The organism is Vibrio sp. YT-19(2023) (assembly GCF_033337395.1).
The window spans coordinates 23802-44116 of the sequence record NZ_JAWOQN010000029.1; the positions used below are offsets into that span (position 1 = coordinate 23802).

11 protein-coding genes are annotated in these 20315 nt (G+C 40.9%); 4 read left to right on the top strand and 7 right to left on the bottom strand.

The features are described from left to right. The first annotated feature begins 352 nt into the window (after positions 1-352). Positions 353-2665, top strand: coding sequence for an AAA family ATPase (locus tag R7E78_RS18750; RefSeq protein ID WP_065871667.1), 2313 nt, complete (start codon positions 353-355; stop codon positions 2663-2665). Positions 2666-3134: 469 nt separating this feature from the next. On the opposite strand, the gene R7E78_RS18755 is transcribed toward R7E78_RS18750, so the two are convergent. Both R7E78_RS18755 and R7E78_RS18760 read right to left on the bottom strand, forming a co-directional pair. After that, the gene (locus tag R7E78_RS18755; RefSeq protein WP_140054543.1) at positions 3135-3410 is read right to left on the bottom strand and encodes a hypothetical protein; all 276 of its coding nucleotides are present in this window, start codon (positions 3408-3410) and stop codon (positions 3135-3137) included. Between the two features lie 271 nt (positions 3411-3681). Further along, positions 3682-3936, bottom strand: coding sequence for a helix-turn-helix domain-containing protein (locus tag R7E78_RS18760; RefSeq protein WP_065871666.1), 255 nt, complete (start codon positions 3934-3936; stop codon positions 3682-3684). Positions 3937-4815: 879 nt separating this feature from the next. Between R7E78_RS18760 and R7E78_RS18765 the strand changes: the two genes are divergently transcribed. Then, entirely contained in the window at positions 4816-7689 is a 2874-nt protein-coding gene (locus tag R7E78_RS18765) for a UvrD-helicase domain-containing protein (protein WP_065871665.1), read from the top strand. Positions 7690-7931: 242 nt separating this feature from the next. Here the strand turns inward: R7E78_RS18765 and R7E78_RS18770 are convergent, their stop codons facing one another. Next, entirely contained in the window at positions 7932-8579 is a 648-nt protein-coding gene (locus R7E78_RS18770; RefSeq protein ID WP_065871664.1) for a hypothetical protein, read from the bottom strand. 284 nt (positions 8580-8863) lie between these two features. After that, positions 8864-9154 (bottom strand): helix-turn-helix transcriptional regulator, encoded by a 291-nt coding sequence (locus R7E78_RS18775; RefSeq protein ID WP_065871663.1) that lies wholly within the window; start codon positions 9152-9154, stop codon positions 8864-8866. Positions 9155-9883: 729 nt separating this feature from the next. Between R7E78_RS18775 and R7E78_RS18780 the strand changes: the two genes are divergently transcribed. Together R7E78_RS18780 and R7E78_RS18785 are read left to right on the top strand one after the other, a co-directional pair. Beyond that, on the top strand, positions 9884-10636 hold the full coding sequence (locus R7E78_RS18780; RefSeq protein ID WP_065871662.1) for a chromosome segregation ATPase: 753 nt from the start codon (positions 9884-9886) through the stop codon (positions 10634-10636). After that, the gene (locus R7E78_RS18785) at positions 10626-11951 is read left to right on the top strand and encodes a relaxase/mobilization nuclease domain-containing protein (RefSeq protein WP_065871661.1); all 1326 of its coding nucleotides are present in this window, start codon (positions 10626-10628) and stop codon (positions 11949-11951) included. Before R7E78_RS18780 ends, R7E78_RS18785 begins: the two co-directional genes overlap by 11 nt. A 31-nt stretch (positions 11952-11982) precedes the next feature. Here the strand turns inward: R7E78_RS18785 and R7E78_RS18790 are convergent, their stop codons facing one another. From R7E78_RS18790 to R7E78_RS18800, 3 genes are all read right to left on the bottom strand, one after another. After that, the gene (locus R7E78_RS18790) at positions 11983-13896 is read right to left on the bottom strand and encodes a DUF262 domain-containing HNH endonuclease family protein (RefSeq protein WP_318058133.1); all 1914 of its coding nucleotides are present in this window, start codon (positions 13894-13896) and stop codon (positions 11983-11985) included. Further along, a complete protein-coding gene (locus R7E78_RS18795) occupies positions 13889-15232 on the bottom strand; it encodes a DUF262 domain-containing protein (RefSeq protein ID WP_065871659.1) in 1344 nt (447 codons plus the stop codon). The genes R7E78_RS18790 and R7E78_RS18795 overlap by 8 nt, the downstream gene beginning before the upstream one ends. 330 nt (positions 15233-15562) lie before the next feature. Further along, positions 15563-20263 carry a DUF3320 domain-containing protein gene (locus R7E78_RS18800; protein ID WP_140110378.1) on the bottom strand — a complete coding sequence of 1567 codons (4701 nt, stop codon included), beginning with the start codon at positions 20261-20263 and terminating at the stop codon, positions 15563-15565. Between the last annotated feature and the right edge of the window lie 52 nt (positions 20264-20315).

The window sequence follows — 20315 nt, forward strand, 5'->3', positions numbered from 1 at the left end:
AAAAACTCACTTTCACGCCATAAAAAGCACAAACGTTACATTAGAAATTTTTGGGTAAACACCGACCCTATTCAAAAACTAGTTTGTTGCCCGAAAATGATAAAGGGGCATAAGTGTGCCAGCAGTGATAGTTCTGGCACGTCTCTGGACAGAAATGCGTTAGCGCTTTTACTAGATTAGTAAAATTTAAATTAACTCAGGTATGGAAAGTTCCGACAGATAAAAGGCAATTATCTGATAATTCTCTGCTCTTTGAGCTAGACACAGTTCTGGACAACATAACCATGTTAGTATGCCTTTAATCCCATATTAACCTTGCACAAATAAGCGCAACTAACTGAAAAAATTAGAAATGCTAGAAAGAATAATAAAAATTGAAAACATCAAGCAATGGCAACACAAACGAGCATTAACTCAAGGGTTTGATAAGCTAAACCTGATCTACGGCCGAAATGGCTCTGGTAAGTCTACGCTAAGTAAGATCTTCAATTTTATAAATGAAAGCGACAAAGCAGCGATAGAAGCGTTAAAGCCGCTAGAGTCTGATGGTGTACCAGCTCTCAATCTTCGAGTTGGCGGTAAAAACGTAACGCTAAATTCGCTTCAAACACCGTTTAGTTTCCAAGTTTTCAATCAAGAGTTCATTGATACTAACCTTTATATTCCTAATGCTAAAGATCGTAGTCAACTCACTAACTATTATGAGTTTTCATTAGGTAAAGTATCAGTATTAAAGGAACAAGAGATTGATACACTTAAAGCAGAAATTGACGCTATCAACGTTCAGCTAAGCCCAATTGATACACGACTCACTACGAAATTTCCAGGAAAAACAGTTGCTAAAATCCGTGGTATAAAAGCTACTCCTAACGCTGATGCTGAGATTGCAAGTCTTGAAGCTCAAATCCAAGATTTGAAGAGTGTAGAACACTACAAAAGCCGTAAAAAGCTTTCTCCCTTGGCTCTGACTAAGCCAGATTTAGATACAAGCGTCTTCACACTCAGCATCGAGAGTCTGTCAAAAGAAGCACAAGAAAAAGTTGAGCTGCACATAGCTAAGAATCTTAAAGAGCGGGATGTCATGTGGCTTGAAACTGGCACTCAACTGGTAAACGAATTAGATAATTGCCCTTTTTGCGCTCAACCTCTTGCAAACTCCAGTATCTTTAGGCTGTATCAGGATTTCATTAATGATTCATACACCAAAGCTAGTGATAAGTTCGAGCTTGATAGTGACCAGTTCGAATTAGATGTAAGAGACATTGGTTGTAAAATTGAAGACTTAGAAGCTTTAGTGAAATCCAATAGTGAGATTATCAAAACTTGGTCAGATCGCATCCAAGGCTTCAATCCTCAATATGATTTTAAAGACCTTGATTCTTTATCAACATCAATCGTATTTGAGTGTGTCAACCTGATCAAAGAGAAGAAAAAAGACTTATTGTTAGAAACTAATTTCACTAAGTTCAATCAACTATTTGACAGTATTTTCAATGGGTTTGACTTCTCGGCATACAACCGTGAAGTGCAAGAATTTAACGAGCAAGTTACTAAGTTTTTGAATCAACTAGCAACTGGTTCAACTCAAGCTCTCCAAGCCAAGATCGACGACATTGAAGAAACCAAGAAGCGTTTCGAAGCAGAAGTAGCTGACGATTTGGTTTATCACAAGTCTCTGTCTGATGATAAAAGAGACAAGGCTAATAAAATCAAGGAGTTAAAAAATGAAATTGATAAAGATCAGGAAGATAGCATTAAAGAGCATAAAGATTCTATTAACCAGCTATTGAAAAACTTTCACTCAATGATACGAATCAAAGAGCTTGATAAGGACAATAAAGGTAAAGGTGGTTCAACTCGTCTTAAGTATGTAATAACCTTTATCGACAAAGAACTTTCAGTTGAAAATGTGGACGATAACAAACACATTTTTGAGCACGTTCTGAGTCTAGGTGATAGATCTGCTCTCGCTCTAGCATTCTTCTTATCTAAGTTTGCCAAGGCTAATAGTGACAACTCCATCATTGTTTTAGATGACCCTATGTCATCCTTAGATAACTACCGCAAAGACGCAACCATCGTTGAGATCGAAAAGCTGATTAACAACGGCTATCAAACCATCGTATTTAGTCACGATCCATTCTTTTTATCTGAGATTAAGAAATACTCGATATTATCCCAACATACCAAGTGCTTTGAGATTGATGTGTCATATAAAAAATCAGATCCTCTTAAGGCTGACAGTTCTCAATACATATCTAGTCAAATGGTAGAAAGAAGCGACTATGACGCTCACGTTCTTCACTCCTACCACAAAGAATATAATAAGCTCTATGATTTTGTTGCTGACGCCAAAGATGAATCAAAAGTTGAAGTAGCTCGTTCTATTCGCCCTATTTTAGAAGCACACCTACGCTTCTTATACCCTCGAGAGTTTAACGAAGGCGTTTGGTTAGGTAATATGATTACGAAAATTCGAGATGAGACAGATCCTAGTAGTCACTTCTTCGACACACACAATCAGATAAGCCAAATCACTAAAATTAATGAATTTTCTAAGGCGTTTCATCATGCAGATGGTTTTGATACTAAGATTCAAAGCTTAGATCTACAAACAGTTCAATCATACGCTCAAGAAACGCTACAATTCGTTACTGGTATTTAAAAAGACACCTCAAGAAGCTCTGCCTTATAGGTAGAGCTTTTCTGTATTAGGTTTTCACGTAGTACAGTACAGCGGCCGTAACAAGGTTTGGGGCATAGGCTCGTTACAGCTACCGAAGACGCAATTACTAAGTGTTTCTTAGAGCTGGAAAGCAACCGAGAAGGATCCCTTCCTAGTTGCCAGCACGAAAAGGGGCAAACCTTTGCTAACTAGGTCTCACCAGCACGCTGATGGACAGAAATGAGCTAGTGACCTTGAATGGTTAAACCCTACCGACTGTGATGATGTGGGAATTCCGATCAAAAGACATAAAGATAAGCTCTTCAAACACTTTTAAGATAACTGAAAGACGTGATCTAGAAGGTGCGAGATTCATCTTATTTGGCAAGTGCTTCTGGAACACTCAGAAAACTAGGAAAATCATTGAATTATGGAATGCAAACGGGATTTTTATCTCGGTAGATGAAGACTAAAACGCATTGGTCTGAACCTGTAGTTCAGAACCCCCTAGTAACGCTGAAGATAAGCCAGCAACTGCACCAAGTTTTTTCAGAGATTTAGATGATTTCTTCATGCTCGATACCTTCTTGGTTGTAGTTGATGTTGAAGTGCCTTCTCTTTGGGTCTTGCTAGTCAATGGGTAGCTTGCTGTCAGACAAGCTTCTGCTTTTACGTAGTCAGTGATTTCGTAAGTGGCACAGATGTGACCATCGGTAGCGCTTTCAGACCAATATGCTCTAGTCAACTACGTTAAATATATCACACTTTTATGAATTATAAACAAATTCATTGGCTTATTAGCGTGGACTAAGAACGCGCCGCTCAGGCGCTGATTTTGTCATTTGCCCATCACTAGTTCAAGTATTTGCGAAATCACGTGTTCAAATCTGAGTAACCAGCGATGCCGACACATTTTTGGGCAAAAATAAACTGGTCGCGTAACCATCGATTTGCTAACTCGATGATGATTGTGAGAGAACAACTTAGTTATACAGTTGGCTTTGTTTTATAGGATTTTACCAATCATCAGGGTCACGAAGCTTTGCCTGTTCACAGCTTACAGCTTTGTCTTGAATATGTAGCTCAAGATCTAGTGATGACAGCAGACGCATCAGACTTTCGATACTCGACGAGGCAGGAGCACGTTCAAGTTTTGATACCGTGGTCTGTTTTAGACCAACAATATCGCCGACTTTGGTTTGGTTGCGCCTTTGATTCCTGCGAACATCACGCAAGTATATTCCCAGTTGCTTCGGACTTGTTATGAGCATATCTGCCTCCAATGTAAATTAACCCCTACAGAGGATATTAGCACTTTAACCCCTTAAGGGGTTAAAGTTAATTTTACCCGCGTACAGGGGTAATCAGTCATAGCTAGGATTAAGAGGTTTAGTTGACTAGGTAAGAACATTAGAAAACACAAGAGCTTGATATAGGCTTTCAAAGAGATGGAATTTACCCCCCCACACACTTAAGATACTGATAAATAATCATTTTTCTCATGACCAGCCCACTTAAATGATGCAATGAGTCAATTGAGTGAGGCAATGTATCAGTATAAAAGTCACCATTCTGTCTACTATGGTCGTGTTTGCGCTACCAATCGTTTTGTAGTGCTTTGACATCAGTCTTGAAACAAAGCTTGCTCTGTGGGCATTAGTGACGATGCTACTTTGATTCTCAAAACTGGCATTGATAAGAGCTTTAACCATGTCTATCGACCCTACGTTAAAGTTAGGCTTGGTAAATCTCTTGGTGTGGGGATGATATGACCCACGTAGTGTTTCTTGTTCATACCTTCCACCAGCAACAAAATGAAGTATGTCAAAACGCTCGACAGGCTAATGTGTTGGGTCTCTATTCAGGCAGGACACACAATAGACTCAGGAGATGGACGTAAATGTCGGAAGACAAAAATATTTAGTATTTTCAAACACACTTTGGGACACGTGTGCGCTAGCTATTTATAACACTTTTAAAATTGAGAAACGTCCCTAGAGCAATATCATCAGTTAGATGTCCGCTAATTTTCTGTACATAAACTGAGTGCCTGACCAGAGCTTAACAAAGCTCAAGTACAACTCTCCAAGCATTACGGTAAACTACAAAAAATTTTCGAGACAAATAGTAAATATACTGGCTTACGTGCAATGACTTTATGGACACTTACTACGAATCCAATTGCCCGTCTCTTTAACAAAGAGATCGAGGTAACAGTGGACGATAATGGGATTCATGTTGCTCAAGGAGGAGAAGATGCTCACTTTAACTGGGCGGAGCTTGATTACCCACCACACCTGTCACTCGCTATTGATGGCGGGTGCTTAGTCATAGTTTCACAAGAACAAACTTACCGTTATCGTATGCTGGGCTATCTTACACCGTTTAGGTATTCAAAACGACTTTTCCCATCTTGGGCAAATCAAAGTGCGAAGCGCCTGCAAGATTTTCTCAGTGATGCATACCTTCAATGCACATCAAGATTTCTGAGAGACTCTTCTGTTGAGATAATTAGAACAACTGCCAGTAATGAATTAAAGCGTTGGAAAGGTTGGGACAAAGTACAAGGTCTCTCAGAACTAGCTCAAATCACAGCATCGCAACTTACTAATATCAGTAGTTGGAGCGCTTCGGATGTCCAAAAAATACGAAGTCGGTATGTGCAAAAGCAGCTCGCTCAATACAAGTCGTTCTTTGATTGTGTGGAATCCAACCCGCTAACTGATAAACAGAGAATCGCTTGCGTTACCGATAATGACAACAACCTCCTATTAGCTGGTGCAGGTACAGGCAAAACCAGTGTCATGGTAGGAAGAACAGGTTACCTCATCAAAAGTCGACAAGCTAATCCTAGCGATATCTTGTTATTAGCTTATGGCCGCATCGCAGCCCAAGAGATGGATGAGAGAATCAAAGACAAGTTAGGTTTTGAGGACGTGAAAGCTAGTACCTTTCATAGTATTGGCGTAAGGATTATCTCATCCGTTGAAGGTAAGGCACCGAGTCTGTCTAAGCTCGAAGACAGCGCCAAGATGAAAGCCAAATGGATGCACGATGAAGTCGAGGCCTTGATGTCTGACAGCAGTTACAAAAAGGCATTACTCGATTACTTTAGCTCCTACTACTACGTAGATAAAAATCCTTGGGATTTTGAGTCCCGCGGCTCATATCTCAAATATCTCAATGATAACGACATTCGTTCTATGAGAGGCGAGCAAGTTAAAAGCTATGGCGAGCTAGTTATTGCCAACTGGTTGTTTCGTAAAGGTATCAACTACGAGTATGAGGCTAAATATCGCTTCGACGTTGCAACAGCGGAATATCGCCAGTATGAGCCAGATTTCTATCTCCCAGACTATGATATTTATATCGAATACTACGGCATTGATGAAAACGGTAACACCGCACCGTACATAGACAGAGAGAGTTATCATGCAGGTATCAAATGGAAGCGTGAAACCCATAAGAAATATGGGACAGGTTACATCGAGTTTTTTTACCACCAACACAAGAAAGGCACCCTACTCACAGCACTAGAAAAGGAGTTAGATAAGCATGGTGTGGAAACTCAACCAGTTTCCGAGAGTGCTTTGTTAGACAGCTTGGAGCAGATGGGTCGGGTAACTGAGCTAGCTAAGTTACTCGGTGCGCTAGTTGATATGTATAAAGCAGCATGCCTTGATGACGCTGGCGTAAACAAAATCATCAAAGAATCGATTGATTCGAAGCAAACAGCAAAAGCGCTTGAGTTATTAATGCCGCTGTATCACAGCTATGAGAAGTACCTGCGAGACCATCAAGTTATCGACTTTAACGATATGATTGGAAAAGCGTTAAAGTATGTACAAACAGGTCAATTCCAGTCTCCTTGGAAATATCTGTTAGTCGATGAATTTCAAGATATTTCAGAACCGAGAGCCAGGCTTGTTAAGGCTCTTAGGGATAGTGTGCAACGCTCATCACTGTTTTGCGTTGGTGATGACTGGCAAGCGATATATCGCTTTAGCGGTGCCGATGTGCGTCTTACCACAGCGTTTTCCAACTACTTTGGCTCTACATCTGAAACCACCTTAGATATGACCTTCCGATTCAATAGCTCAATTGGTGATGTCGCAACTCGATTTGTCACACAAAACCCCGTTCAGTTAAAGAAAGACATAGTTTCACTTGTTAAAGTAGATAAACCTGCGGTGAGTATCGTTCGTCATGGAAAAGATGAACAAGGAATCTCGGCATTAGAAAAGGCGCTCATTTCGATATCTAATCAATTGCTCGCATCTCAGAAACCGAGCAAGAACAAGGTATACTTGCTTGCCCGCTACTGGCACCAACTCCCTGATTTACACCAGCTAAGGACTTTGAAGCATCAGTTCCCGACTTTGAACATAGAGAATCAATCTTTCCACGCCTCCAAGGGGAAAGAAGCTGAGTATGTAATTGTACTGGGGCTTACCACTGGTAAGCATGGATTTCCCTCAGAGAAACAAACTCCACCGTTAGTGGATGCATTATTGCCACAGGGAGATAGATTCGAACATGCTGAAGAACGCCGCTTGTTCTATGTTGCTCTCACTCGTGCAAAACACAGAGCTTATTTGCTTGTTGATATGATGGATGCTAGTGATTTTGTTACCGAGCTTATTAAAGCTAAGTACCCTGTAGAAACCAACGAATTTGATGTTTCTCTTATTCAAAAAGAATCCGATAAAATTTCTTGCCATCAATGTGGTGAAGGCACTTTACGCCCCAAGTCAGGTCAGTATGGTAAATTTCTATCTTGTTCTCTCTATCCACGCTGTAAGAACAAGGAAACACCATGCAGCAAATGTGGCAGCCCGATGAGCCGAGGTATTAAGAGCGGGTTCCAAGTCTGTATAGATAAGAGTTGTAATGATGAACGTCCAATATGTAAAAACTGCGGTGGTGAGATGAAGCTTTGGGAAGGTAAGTATGGCAATTTCTGGGGATGTTCTACTTACCGAAAAGGGACTACGAATACCTGCACATACAAGAAAAAAGGATAGACAAATCGTAACTGAACTAATATACACAAGGAATCATTACTAAAATTTGGTCAACTTAAAACCATCAGACCTCACATATGAAACTCTGATAACTTGGCATGAATATGTCATACAAGACAAACGCAGTTGCGGCATCCCATGAAGAACTTGGAAAAAAACAACGCTATTATGAATAATAGCGTTGTTAAGTACGGCCTCAGTTTCATCAAGACGTGGTGGCAACCACTTTATATCACTTATTTTCAGATAGCTTTAAAGTGGTAATGAGGCTCTTTCTCAGAAAAATGGATGAGCACTTGCTCTGCCACCTCAAAGCGAAACACTGTCCCAGATTTGGCTTGAGTCACCCAATTTTTCTTACTACCACCGCTTGTGAAGCCGCCCGCTACGACACCCACCCCTTCTTCAACTCTTGCTCCTGAATCACGGTCAAATGCGCGTGCGACTGGGTAACCAAGGCAACACAGTGTCCCCTTTTCTTCGTACACATCATAGTCATCATGAATCGTCACTTCGACGGGTACGAGAGAGGAATTGAAAATATAAGCCAGTTCATCAACCTTTTCTTCGATAAGGCCGCTAAACACCCAACACTCACTGGACTTATCCCACTGTCCACCCAGAGCATGGCATTTCTCAACGAGATAGGTATTGTAAGTGCTGTTTAAAGTAATAAAACCAGACTCATTTTGCTCCTCAATCGAGGATTTAAGTTTGAATATTAAGTCGGTTCCATACTTTGAACGAACGGAGATGTCTTCGACATTCAGCAGTTGCGTACCGATTGAGAGGTTCTGGGACAGTTCATCGATTAAGATTCTGCACTTGTAGCCGTTAAGCGATGCAGCAAAATACTTTCGATTTTTCTTTAAGACGTTAAACTCTTTCATGTTTTCTCCGAAGTAATAATGAGTGACAACGTAATAACTTTTATTGATGGCTTTCAGCCACTTATCTTGTTTTTATCGTTATTATTTTTGCTGTTATATTATTATTCAGAGCTTTCAAAGAGCAGAGCGGTTTGGAAGCCTTATCAAACTAACTTAGCCTGTACTTTAATGTCAAGAGTTTTTTTATCCTCCTCAGCTTGAGCACAAAAGTCGTTGAGAATCTTGCAATTACCACTGAAGTTGAGCAAGCTCTGTGCAACGTATGCACAGAACTAAAAGATAGATTATTGAAAGTTCATGTACTGCAATAACGGATTCGCTTGTTTAAGCGCTTGTCGCTGCGCAAGAAGCTCAGATACAACTCGCTTTTTATCTTCTCCCAAAGCGCATGCAATAAGAAACGCATCGACTTCATGCGACATGAATCCCACTGCCTTGGGACCCAGTTGCACTGCGGGCGGAAATGTGCCATCGTTTATACGTCTGTGAAGCGTGGCTTGGGATAAGCCAACGCGTTTTAATACATCGACTTTTTTTTCTATTTTTAATTGGTTAATTGGGTGTATAAGCGTCATTGGACGCCTCCGTTTATTCTTTTTTTATGACTACAGGAGTCGTTGCAAATATAATATTCGTATTTAGAAGTAAAAAGCAATCACTTTTTCGCATTAATTTCATGAAGTGAAATATACAAAACCTATATATTTAAAAACGCAAAAAATATACACACACCATATATTTAACATCACACAATATAACCAAGCGAAGTAATTAAAATAAATAAATGACAAGTACATCCTTTATTTTCATTTAACTCAGCCATCAAGAATACACTTCCTTTTTTATTACTTCTTAACTTAAATCATTTAACATCTGTCTCGACAACTACCTACTGACTTTCAGTGAGATGGCGTAAAAGCGGATGAAAGCGGCTGAGACGTAGTGAGAGTGCGGCGCAAATTCCTTGTCGCAAAGGTCACTTTCGATGCCGTAACGCGCACTTTCCCTGTCGCATGCGACAGATTCCCAATCATATTCCCCAGTTAAACTCCATATTACACCAGCCATCACACAAAATATATTCTACTTATTTGAATAAGCACATTTAATATTATAAATTATATTGTTATAATAAAAACAGATAGAACAAAAATAGTAACAAGCTGATATCGCTCGTTCTTATTTGTTCCAAATAAACGCACGAAAACTTGCCCTACTTAGTAGGGTTGCGATAACAGCCTTCGGCGTTATCGCTAAAAACAATACACTCTAAATAATTAAAATAATAAATAGAGAATTTAAAAATGGACATTAATATAAATACAGTCGCAGCGGCTGTTATTCGCAGCACCTCCAGAAAACAAAAGCAACATCTAACATCATGGATGGAATATCATGACTATTCCGTTGATGAATTAACGACCCTACTACCAGGGGTTTTACCTTCCCCAATTGAATCAGGTGTCAGTATCAAGGAGCAGCAAGCATTTATCACGACATTTGCTCATACCCTATTCATCCACCAACATCCTCAAACGTCTTCCAATCAAGATGAACTTTTGAAGGTAAAAGCCCTCATTCGTACCGTTAAAGCCAATTTCAAGAAACAACGAAAAACTGACAAAGAGCTGTATTGCAGAGCAGTAAAAACCAATCTAACAGAAAGCGAATACCAACAGTTTCTTGAAGTCATGCATAGCTATAACTATAAATCCGCTAGTCGGTTCCTGAGAGATGTCATAACTCAAAAACTCACAATCAAACCTCAACAAAGTTCAGAAATTACCGATTACTTCAAGCAAACTAAATGTATCGCGAATGTAATGGAATCACTCATTGAACAAGATAACCCCCTTTACGACCATGAAACTGCCCGCCAACTGGGTGATGCTCTATATGAACTAAAGCAGAATTTACAACTCATCCGAAACCTCGCTATCGATGCACATAATTCTCAAACTGCCGAGCTGTTAGCAATGCAATTTCTGGATAGCCGTGCCTTACGTGAGCTTTACCGTCGCAAACTTGAACAAGAGAACGCTAGTGATGATATTTGAGGAATTGAAATGTAAGAATGATAAACAAACGGTGCATGATGCTACGCAGTTAGTTCAATATGGCGCCAAGCAAAATGACGACGTCACGCTGTTGGTCGAGTATTCTTCAAGTCACTCCAAGGGTGACGAACTCGGGGGAACATCGCAGTTTATCTGCGCCAACGAAATCGCTTCGGTTCCCCTGAATGCAAGAAACCAAGATGCCCGAGACATTGATTGGAGCCGTGCGATTGCTGAACTACAAAGCGCTCACCTAGCTAACCCTAATACGAAACAACCCTTCCGCCATTTTGTTGTCTCCCTCGCAGAGGGCGAACAGTTACCCCTAACCCAATGGCGAAACACGATTAAGAAGCTGATGGACCATTTAGGATATGAGCATGCTCGTTATATCGTTTTTAAGCACTCCGATACCGACAATGAACACGTCCATATTGTAGCGTCTACGACTGATTTACTTACTGGAAAAATCATTTCTAACTGGCAATCGCACCTCAAAGCCCAAGAAATCATGAGGGAGCAAGAAGTTACGCTAGGGTTACAAGCATTACAAAGCTCAGGGGAACTTCACTCAAGTTACGACACTGATGTACAAGGCGAAAAAGAGAAAACGGTGATTCGTATGATGAGAAGAAAAGTTGATACTGCAATTCGTACTTTGCAGCCCTCTTGCTCGTTGACTCTGTATGAAATGGCATTGCTCAAACAAGGAATTGAAATAGAGCTAATACCAGACAAAACAAACTCTCGATTTAAAGGTATTGCTTATCGATTTCATCAATATCGCTTTGCAGCATCCTCGCTACGAAGTGGCAATAAGTATACATTAGGTAAACTGATTCAAAATGGCGTACTGAACGCTTCATGCCTTGAAAGCACCAATTACAACAAGTGCAAAATTGAAGTGGATCAAGCCATCATTCATTTTGAGACGATTCGGAAACAGGCGATTGAACACGCTGATAAACTCAAGAAACAACTAGAGGAATACGAGCATCAGCAGTATCGTTACCTGCTGTTCTCATTTTCTCGTGCTCATGAAGCTGCTCAGCAATCACAAATGGAGTATTGGTTTGAATATGCAAAGCGTATACGTTCAACCCGTGACAAAGCGATTGTAAGAGCTATTTATGAGTGTGAACGGGGGATTTACAATGCATCCAGTATGATAAGCAACTTGTTTTATCATCTAATACTGACTGTCTTCGAGTATTCTTTTCAAAATAAGTTTAACCTCTCGATTACACCTTTGGATGAACTGGCAACAACTCAGCATGAAAAGGACCCTATCGTTCAACAGACATTCGGTAGTTAGAAAAGTGAGGCTCAGAGAGCCTCACTTATTGCTACTGATTACACAGAACTTTAATCATTTCAGCTTCATGGTTAAGGATATTGTCATGCCCTGCCCCTTCTGACCCCCACTCATCGTAGCTCATCATTATCGCTTGCTTTAAGCTCTCGGCGCGATTGTTCTCTTGATAGAACTTCTTCTTATCTTGAGGAGAGTAATTGCTAAGTCTTGAGTTACTGCTTGGCGAAATAAGACAGAGATTGCCAAATCGATCCACATCGTCCATCTTACGTGCGCCAGATGGATCGGTTTGCGGGAAGTAATGTTCAACAGAGGTTCGGAATGAAAATTGGAAATCATCAAAGTGCTTCCCAAGTTCTTTTTTACCTATACCATCAAACGACTCATCGTCAGATAGACGCTTCCCCAATAGGTAGTCTAGTCGATTAAACACGAAGTTTTGGACGCCCGTCCCTTGATGCAAGACGCCAACATTATCCTCCCTAAACTCAAGTTTCGAACCACCACAAATTTCATCAAAGTAGCTATCACTCAGAGCTTCAAGATCTATCAAGTACGTACTACCATCGACTTCCAACCTTTCATTGTCAGTAGCTAGGATATTTAATATCCTTAACGCATCATTTAACCAACGCTTATAGACTAATGCTGGATTCGATACATGGAACATTGCCAATATCATGCGAATCTTTTCGTTATGGTCACTAAAGGCATTTGGATACTCAGGACTTAAACTATTACCGTTTTTATAAGCATTGAGCCTTAACAAACTCCACTTACGTTTTTCATCGTGTTGATCAGGCTTAATTATGTAGCTATCAAATAGAATTCGGTACTTAAGCAGTTGATACACAAAGTCTTTGGCACCAACCCTCAAACCATCGTCTTTAGAAATAAATGAATCGATCAGCTTCTTGTCATCTAACGAAACGTTTTCTTCTGTCTTCATAAGTTTTAAAACATGAAGCAAGAAGTTTGAGAAGTCGATAACAGTGCCAAAACGCTCTTCTTTCTCTCGATCTTCATCATCACTGTTTGAGCTGGATGTCTTGTTGGCGATAATTTCTCGTAGCGTCATTGCATCTTGCTTTTGCAGCTTGCTCGTGTGCTTATCTTGTATAGCTTCAAAGCTATGTGGCATGGTTTGCCAGTCGTCACCGAATACTTCTTTTCGCAAGTCAGATTGAAAGCCCATCTGCGTATAGCGCTTCATATTCGAGCAAGCATCCCAAATTGTAGAAAAGCAGCTTCTTTCCTCATCACCGAGCGTAGCCATAAACTTCGCTTTCAATACTTCATGTTTTTCTAACTGCTCGCCACGGTTATTCATGATCTCAAAGTAGTGGTTGAGATCGGTTTGCGGTGGAACAACAACTCTTAGTATAGTGACGCTTTCTAACAAGTAGTCGAAAAAACGCTTAGTTTTATCGTCTGCGTCTAACCCTTTGGTTTTGAAGTAACGCTGAATAATGTTAAAGGCAGCATGGATGTTAGGCTCTTCAGACTCGCCATTATTGTTACCTGTATAGATATCATTTAACGCTCTGGAAGACTTTGGGCGGCTATCAAAGGTTAAATTAATATTTAGCCCTTCGAGTTTGTCGGCACCCAGCACCTTACGGTGTTTCAGATACGCTAATAATATAGAGAGCGTGGTATGTCTTTGCTGTCCATCAATGGTTTCGTACACTACATCAGTTTGGTGCGTGTGATTTGTACGCTGATAAACGACGAGGCTACCCAGATAATATTTAGCTTGTTTGGCAGTAGCTGTTTCATCAGATTGAGTAATAAGCCCTGCGGCATCACTGATATCTTGAATTAGCTGCTCAATCTCTGTCGCACCCCAAGCGTAGTTACGCTGGTAGATAGGAATTACATATTGAGTTTTACTATCGAAAAGGTCTTTAACTGATAACTGTTCTACTTGGTTCGAATCACTCATTTACACTTCCCGATTTCATTGCTTCAATTGATGCCTGCACGTCCTCAGCGTTATTGAACTTAGGTTCTTGGATATAACGGGGCTGATAGTTCAGTACCTGCTGAGGGTGAACGGCTTTGCTAATAGCCCTGAAGAGTCCACTTCGAGCTTTGGCGTGATTATCTACCGACTCCATACCAATACGCTGCAAATCAAGACGTAAGAAATACGCCCAGCGATAACAGATCTGTGCTGCTTTATCTAATTCCACATCACCAAACTTATCGTAGTAGTACATCACCGCACACAAGAACAGGTTTCGCACATAGCTATCCCCTTTGCGATTACTGCCACTGTATTTTGTGTGCTCCTTTACAAATGAAGCTAGCCTTGCATCCTTGCCAACAAACAACTTAGAGTGAATCGCCATATAGTGCTGAATGTACTCAAAGAACCGTTTTCCGTTGATCATCACTTGGTCAACTCGGAATGGATAACCCTTAGTTTGCTTGTCCCATTTTCTCGCAGGATCGGCATTGAAGGTTTCAATCGCGTAATCAAGCGCAAGCATTGCATCAACATAGGCGTACTGAGTACTGTCTAGGTTAATGCCTTTGAATACATCAATGTTATGGCGACTAAACTGGATGCCGTAGTCACCGTCAATCCAGCGGCGCATACGAAACAGAAACTCCCCCATGATGGTGTGCAAGTTCGCCGACTCATCATCAGGGTTGACGCCCTGCTCCCACAAGCTTACGTGGTGAAGACGCTCGTTTTGCTCTGTTGAGTCCATCATTTCACGTAGGTGGTAAGCCTTTAGTAGATCGTGAGGGGCAAGTGCTTTACCACGGGCATTTTGTGAATCGAAGAACTGAAACGCTTCACTCAGGTCATCCAGCGTTACTTGAATAAGCTCACACTTATTAAGAACAAAATTGAGTAGTTCCTGCTTTTCTGTAGCAGGCAGATTCGCTACCCGTTCAGAGATAATTTGCGCATTGTTCTTGAGGCTTTCGATACTGACTGAGGATTCAAATTGGTGCTCAAGCAGAGTTGATGAGATGGTTTTCTCTTTTCCATCCAGAATAGTGCAAAGTAGCGTTAAGGTAAGAAGGCGCTGCTGACCATCAACGATGTTGAGGCCACCTTCCCCCCCACTTTCTGAATCTTTGTCTTGATGCAGTACCACCGTACCAAGCCGATAACAAAGCTTAGTACGATGGTTAAAAATATCATCAATCAGTTGATTAACATGCTTTGGCTGCCATTTGTATGGGCGTTGGTACTCAGGAATCGTGAGTTTTTGCTCCAACAACTGTGCAATGGTTTGAGGTTGATTAAAGACAATTGCCATAATTACGCCACCTACTCAATAATAGCTTCAGTTAGAGACAGTTGAGTAGCTTGAAACTCTTTTAAGCGAGCTTTATGTTGGTCGCATAGTATCACTGACTCTTTAAACGCAGACAGAATAATCCTAGTTATAATATCAATTTTATATAGCTTAGCTTTGTTGATGCTGGTGACCATTTTGTGCGTTCGCTCAGTTTATCTTTTCTAATCAGTATACCGTAATCAACATATGAATCCGATAGTCTATCGATAAGCATAACGTGCTGTTATGCATAAAAAAGTAAAAGGATTCCACTGAGCAACAACTCAGTGGAATATGGCTAAAGGCATACTAAGCAACTTGGTAGGTGCCGCCCTTTATTTCCAAATGACCTAATTGAACTTGCTCAGACAGTATTGTTTCTGTTCTATCTTTCATCGCTTTACTTGTGCTAGAAAAACCGAGTACTTCCGTAATCGACTTAACTAGGTCATCGCTAGATATAGAGAAAGTATCCTTAACAGTCTCTATTGCGGCTTTTGCGATTTCACCATCATAGATCAAATCATACTTGCGCTCGTTTGATGGTAGTTCAACTCGATTACGAATCGTAATATCACCTTGGCTTTTAGCAATAATGAATTCACCGTCTAATTCAACTTTACCTTGCCGATTGAGTAAACCGATACCATCTAGAATCGATCGATTTATCCGAGCACCACTTCGTGAGCTACCCACCGCAGACAAAAGACGAATAGTTAGATGTTTGACGTGAATTGGAGATTCAAGCTCTACAACTTTGAGAATATCCTCTGCTAGGGCAGTCGTGCTTGCTTCTGGGATCGTATCGCCATACCCAAGGTATAACTGCTCTGTAGGGAAAACTTGGTAAACGGCAGCAGATGCCTGATGTTCAACTTCCACCCTTTCAATCGCCGCTTTTGGCTTTGATTTTACAGTCTCTTCAACAATAGGCTCTGAATCATAGGCTTCATAATAAGCAATAGCTGACTTGATAGCATCATTTAGCCTTTCTGTTTCTTTATGACGGTTGCGGAACCAATCAGTACTCCAAATGCGGTGGAAGCGCCAACCAAGTCCTTCAAGGACACTCTGACGAATACGGTCTCTATCACGTGCGCTCTTTGAACTATGGTATGTCGCGCCATCACACTCTACTGCAAGCATATAGCGACCAGGTTTATTTGGATCTCTCACTGCAATATCAATATAGAAACCTGCACAACCTACTTGTGGTTGAACTTGATAACCTAGAGAGCGAATTGAAGAAATCACGTCCTCTTCAAAAGGTGAATCAGGTGCCTTGCCTGTTTCTTCTCGCTTAACGAGATCACCTGTTTCAGCATAATGTAAGAAGTTCTTCAGCGCTCGAACACCAAACGGAGATGCCTCAGTCGTTGGCATCTCATCACCTTTGAAGTTACTGAATACTTCCATACACATACGAGCACGTGAGATAAGAACGTTGAGTCTTCGTTCACCACCATCACTGTTTAGTGGACCGAAACTCATTGGCAAGCGACCTTCGTTCGTCTTACCATAGCCGATACTGATATATATGGTGTCACGCTCGTCACCCTGCACGTTTTCAAGGTTTTTAATAAAGAAGTCTTCCCCCTCCTCATGCTTTCCAAAGAAGTTCTCAAGATCTGGGTTCGCTTTTCTTAGTCGTTCAACTTCCAGAAGGATTGCATCACGCTGAGCTGTACTGAATGCAACAACACCTAGTGTTTGATTTGGCGTTGTCTTAGCATGTTTAATTACAGCTTCTGCAACCTCTGTCGCCTCTCCCACGTTACTTCGAGAGCCACCACGATCGTATGTAGTATTCGGCAAGTAGTTAAAACTCAAACCTTTCGCATGAGGGTTAATGCCCGACGAAGGGAAAATCATCAGCTTATTGTCATAAAACTCTTGGTTAGACACTGCAATCAATGACTCATGACGGCTACGGTAATGCCATTTAAGCATCTTTTCTGGTGTACCTGACGCTAAGAACATGCCCAGAATACTTTCCATATCCGCAGTTAGACTTTCTTCTGCGTCTTCATCATCTAAGATTAATTGTTTGCCGAAGAAACTTGTTGGCGGCATCTGCTTGGTATCACCAACCACGATAACCTGCTTACCACGCATAATAGCCCCAAGTGCATCAGCGACTTTAACCTGTGAGGCTTCATCGAAGATTACCAAATCGAAATCAACCACACCTGGCTCTAAATAAGTCGCTATCGACATTGGACTCATCATAAATACGGGCTTGATCTGCTGGATCACACGACCTGATTTATTAAGCAGTCTTCTGATTGGCATTTGACGTCGCTTCTTATTGAACTCTCGTCTTAAAGTTTCAACTTCACCTCTTGCTGATGGGTTGGGTAAATTATCGTAGAGCTGCTTAACTAATGACTCTTGAGCAAAGTGGAATAGTCGCCCGTCTATGAAGCTAAACTGCTCAATCTGTTTTTCATGCTCAACTCGATCGAAATAACGGATTTCATCTCTTGAATCATACTGATGTTCAACAAGTGAGCGATAAAACGTATATTTGAAGCAGTCACGGAAAAGTGTTGGCACATTAGCCCAAGTAAATGCCTCCTGTTTCCATTTTGAAAGTCCAATTCGGTCTAACTCAGCTCCTAAGCGGTTAAAGCGAGTTAGAGGGTAAAGCTTTTGAATATCTTTCCCCAACAACTCAACATCACCAATAGATAAAGAGTCACAACAGTCAGTAAAGTTCGTCAGATCTAGCTGAAGTAATGAAGCTAATTCGCTCAGCATACCTTCACGCTTACTGATTAACTCTTTTACATGGTTAAGCTCTGTTGTGGTAAATCCAATTTCCTTTGAAGGGTCTAAGTACTGCGCAGCACTCGCATCGAGTGAGCCAGACTTAATTCCTGAATGGCACTGGTGAACCCATTGAAGCGGTTTTAAGATCGCTATCCAGTCAGTACTCTCATTTTTAAAATGGCTACCGATAGTATCTATTGCTAGTTGTGCAGAATCGATGAAGCGCTTTTGAGTCGAGCGATATTCCAATACGGTATCAATTTTTTCAATCCATTCACTTGCACCACCAGCAAGTCCATTCTTACACATGCCAGAATAAGTACTTTTCGCTCTTCGATAATCACCTGATAAGAATCGCCACCATTTGTGACCAGTCGTCAGCAATGATCCACGAACAGGCATCCAATCGTAATCTAAAGCGCTATCGACAAAGTAATCAGATAACTCTGCCTTTTGATCTTGTAGGGTTGCACCTTGAAGAGCGAACTCGAGTATCGCATCACCTTTAGACTCCCAAGCGGAAGAGTTCGCATCAACGCTTTCAAGCTCAGGTCTATCTGCAATAAGAGAAAGCCCCTCTAAAACCGAGATACAGTCTGTGTAATTAGTGATAGGTGAAACATAACCAGCGCATGTATGAAGGCCTTTAACCTGGGTGATAATTTCTTGCTGTGTTTCTTCTAATTCAGAGACGAGCTTTTGAGCCAGCTTGTCATCAGACGGCGAATAATCTTTAAGGGTTGTTGATGAAAACAGATTAAGGCTTGGCGCATCGTGCTCACTTAAATAGTCAACAGCCTCAGTTATCTTCGCCAGGGCAGATAAGTAATAACTCTTATCCCATACATTTAAATCAAAGTCGGTACTAGGCAGTTCATCCAAGTCGATTGAAGCGTCAGTAATGATTCGCTCAAACTGTGAGCTATAACCTAGAGCATCATGATAACTCACTTCGGTCTTAGCAATGCTTTCATTCACCGACAGACAGTAATCATCCAGCTTATTACGAAGAGATACCAAGCGGTCAATATCGTCACTTCTCTCTGGAGTGACAGGAGCGTACTGCATCAATGTACTTTCTAATGAAGAAAGTACTGATTTCTTGTTCGCTTTGTGGGAGTGTAACTCTAATACTGAATCACCAATATGGCAGTTATCTAGTCGGCGTTTAACAACATCAAGCGCCGCCATTTTTTCAGCAACAAACAGCACTTTTTTATTATCAGCTAAAGCCTGAGAGATGATGTTTGTGATGGTTTGTGATTTACCTGTACCAGGAGGGCCTTGAATAACAAGGTTGGCCCCTGATTTTGCAGCTAATACGGCTTCAGTTTGGCTCGAATCCGAATCTAAAACCAGTTGAATTTCTTCAACACGGTTTACGTCCATTGGTGTTGAGTCAAGCAAAGTTGCATCACGTTCAAAACCTTCCGTAAACAGCTTTTGAACTAAGCTATTTTCCGATGGTTTTTTACCTTCAGGCCATACTTCATCTGATAAGTCCTGATACATCTGAAACTTACCAAAAGAGAAGAAACTTAATACGATTTTATTACTTTCTACCGACCAACGCTTTTCACCTGAAATTGCATTCGCAACTGAATCTAAGTAGCCTTGAAAGTCATAACCCTTTTCTCCTTCTTCAAAGTCAGGTAAGACAATACCGAACTCCATTTTAAGCTTAGCGGCAAGGGTAAGGTTTGTTCCTAGTTCTGATTCTGTGTAGCGAATTTTGTATGCATCACCCGCATCAGCTCGGAAAATTTCGACAGGGATAAGTACTAAGGGAGCATGTCTCGGTTTGTCAGAATTAGCGTCTTCAAACCACTTAACGAAACCAAGAGCAAGATAAAGTAGATCAACACCCTGTTCTTGGACAAAGGTCGTAGCTTCCGTGCTCAGCTTTAGTAGGCGAGTATCGAGTGATTTTCTAAATAACTGAGTTTGCAGAGCGTTATCAGCGTGCCTTTTATCACCATTTGTTTCTTCAAGATGAGCTGTCAAATCAGTTAAAGATATCGAATTGCTATCCTCTTTCTCTAGAGAATCAGGAGCTGGAAGAAATGACATTGTCTTTGAGTCTTCAACCAAATGTTGAAACACTTGCTCGGACTTTTCGTCAACAATGTCTAGAATTTTGGCTCCCTTGCCGACATTAAGTAATGTATTTCCTCTAAGCCCCATATCAAGGAGTTCTTGACGGCTTTTATCAAAAATATCTTTAAGATTCGAGTTCATGTTGCTGTTAAACCTTATATTTCGTTAACCGTATTGTATAGAAACTGATTAA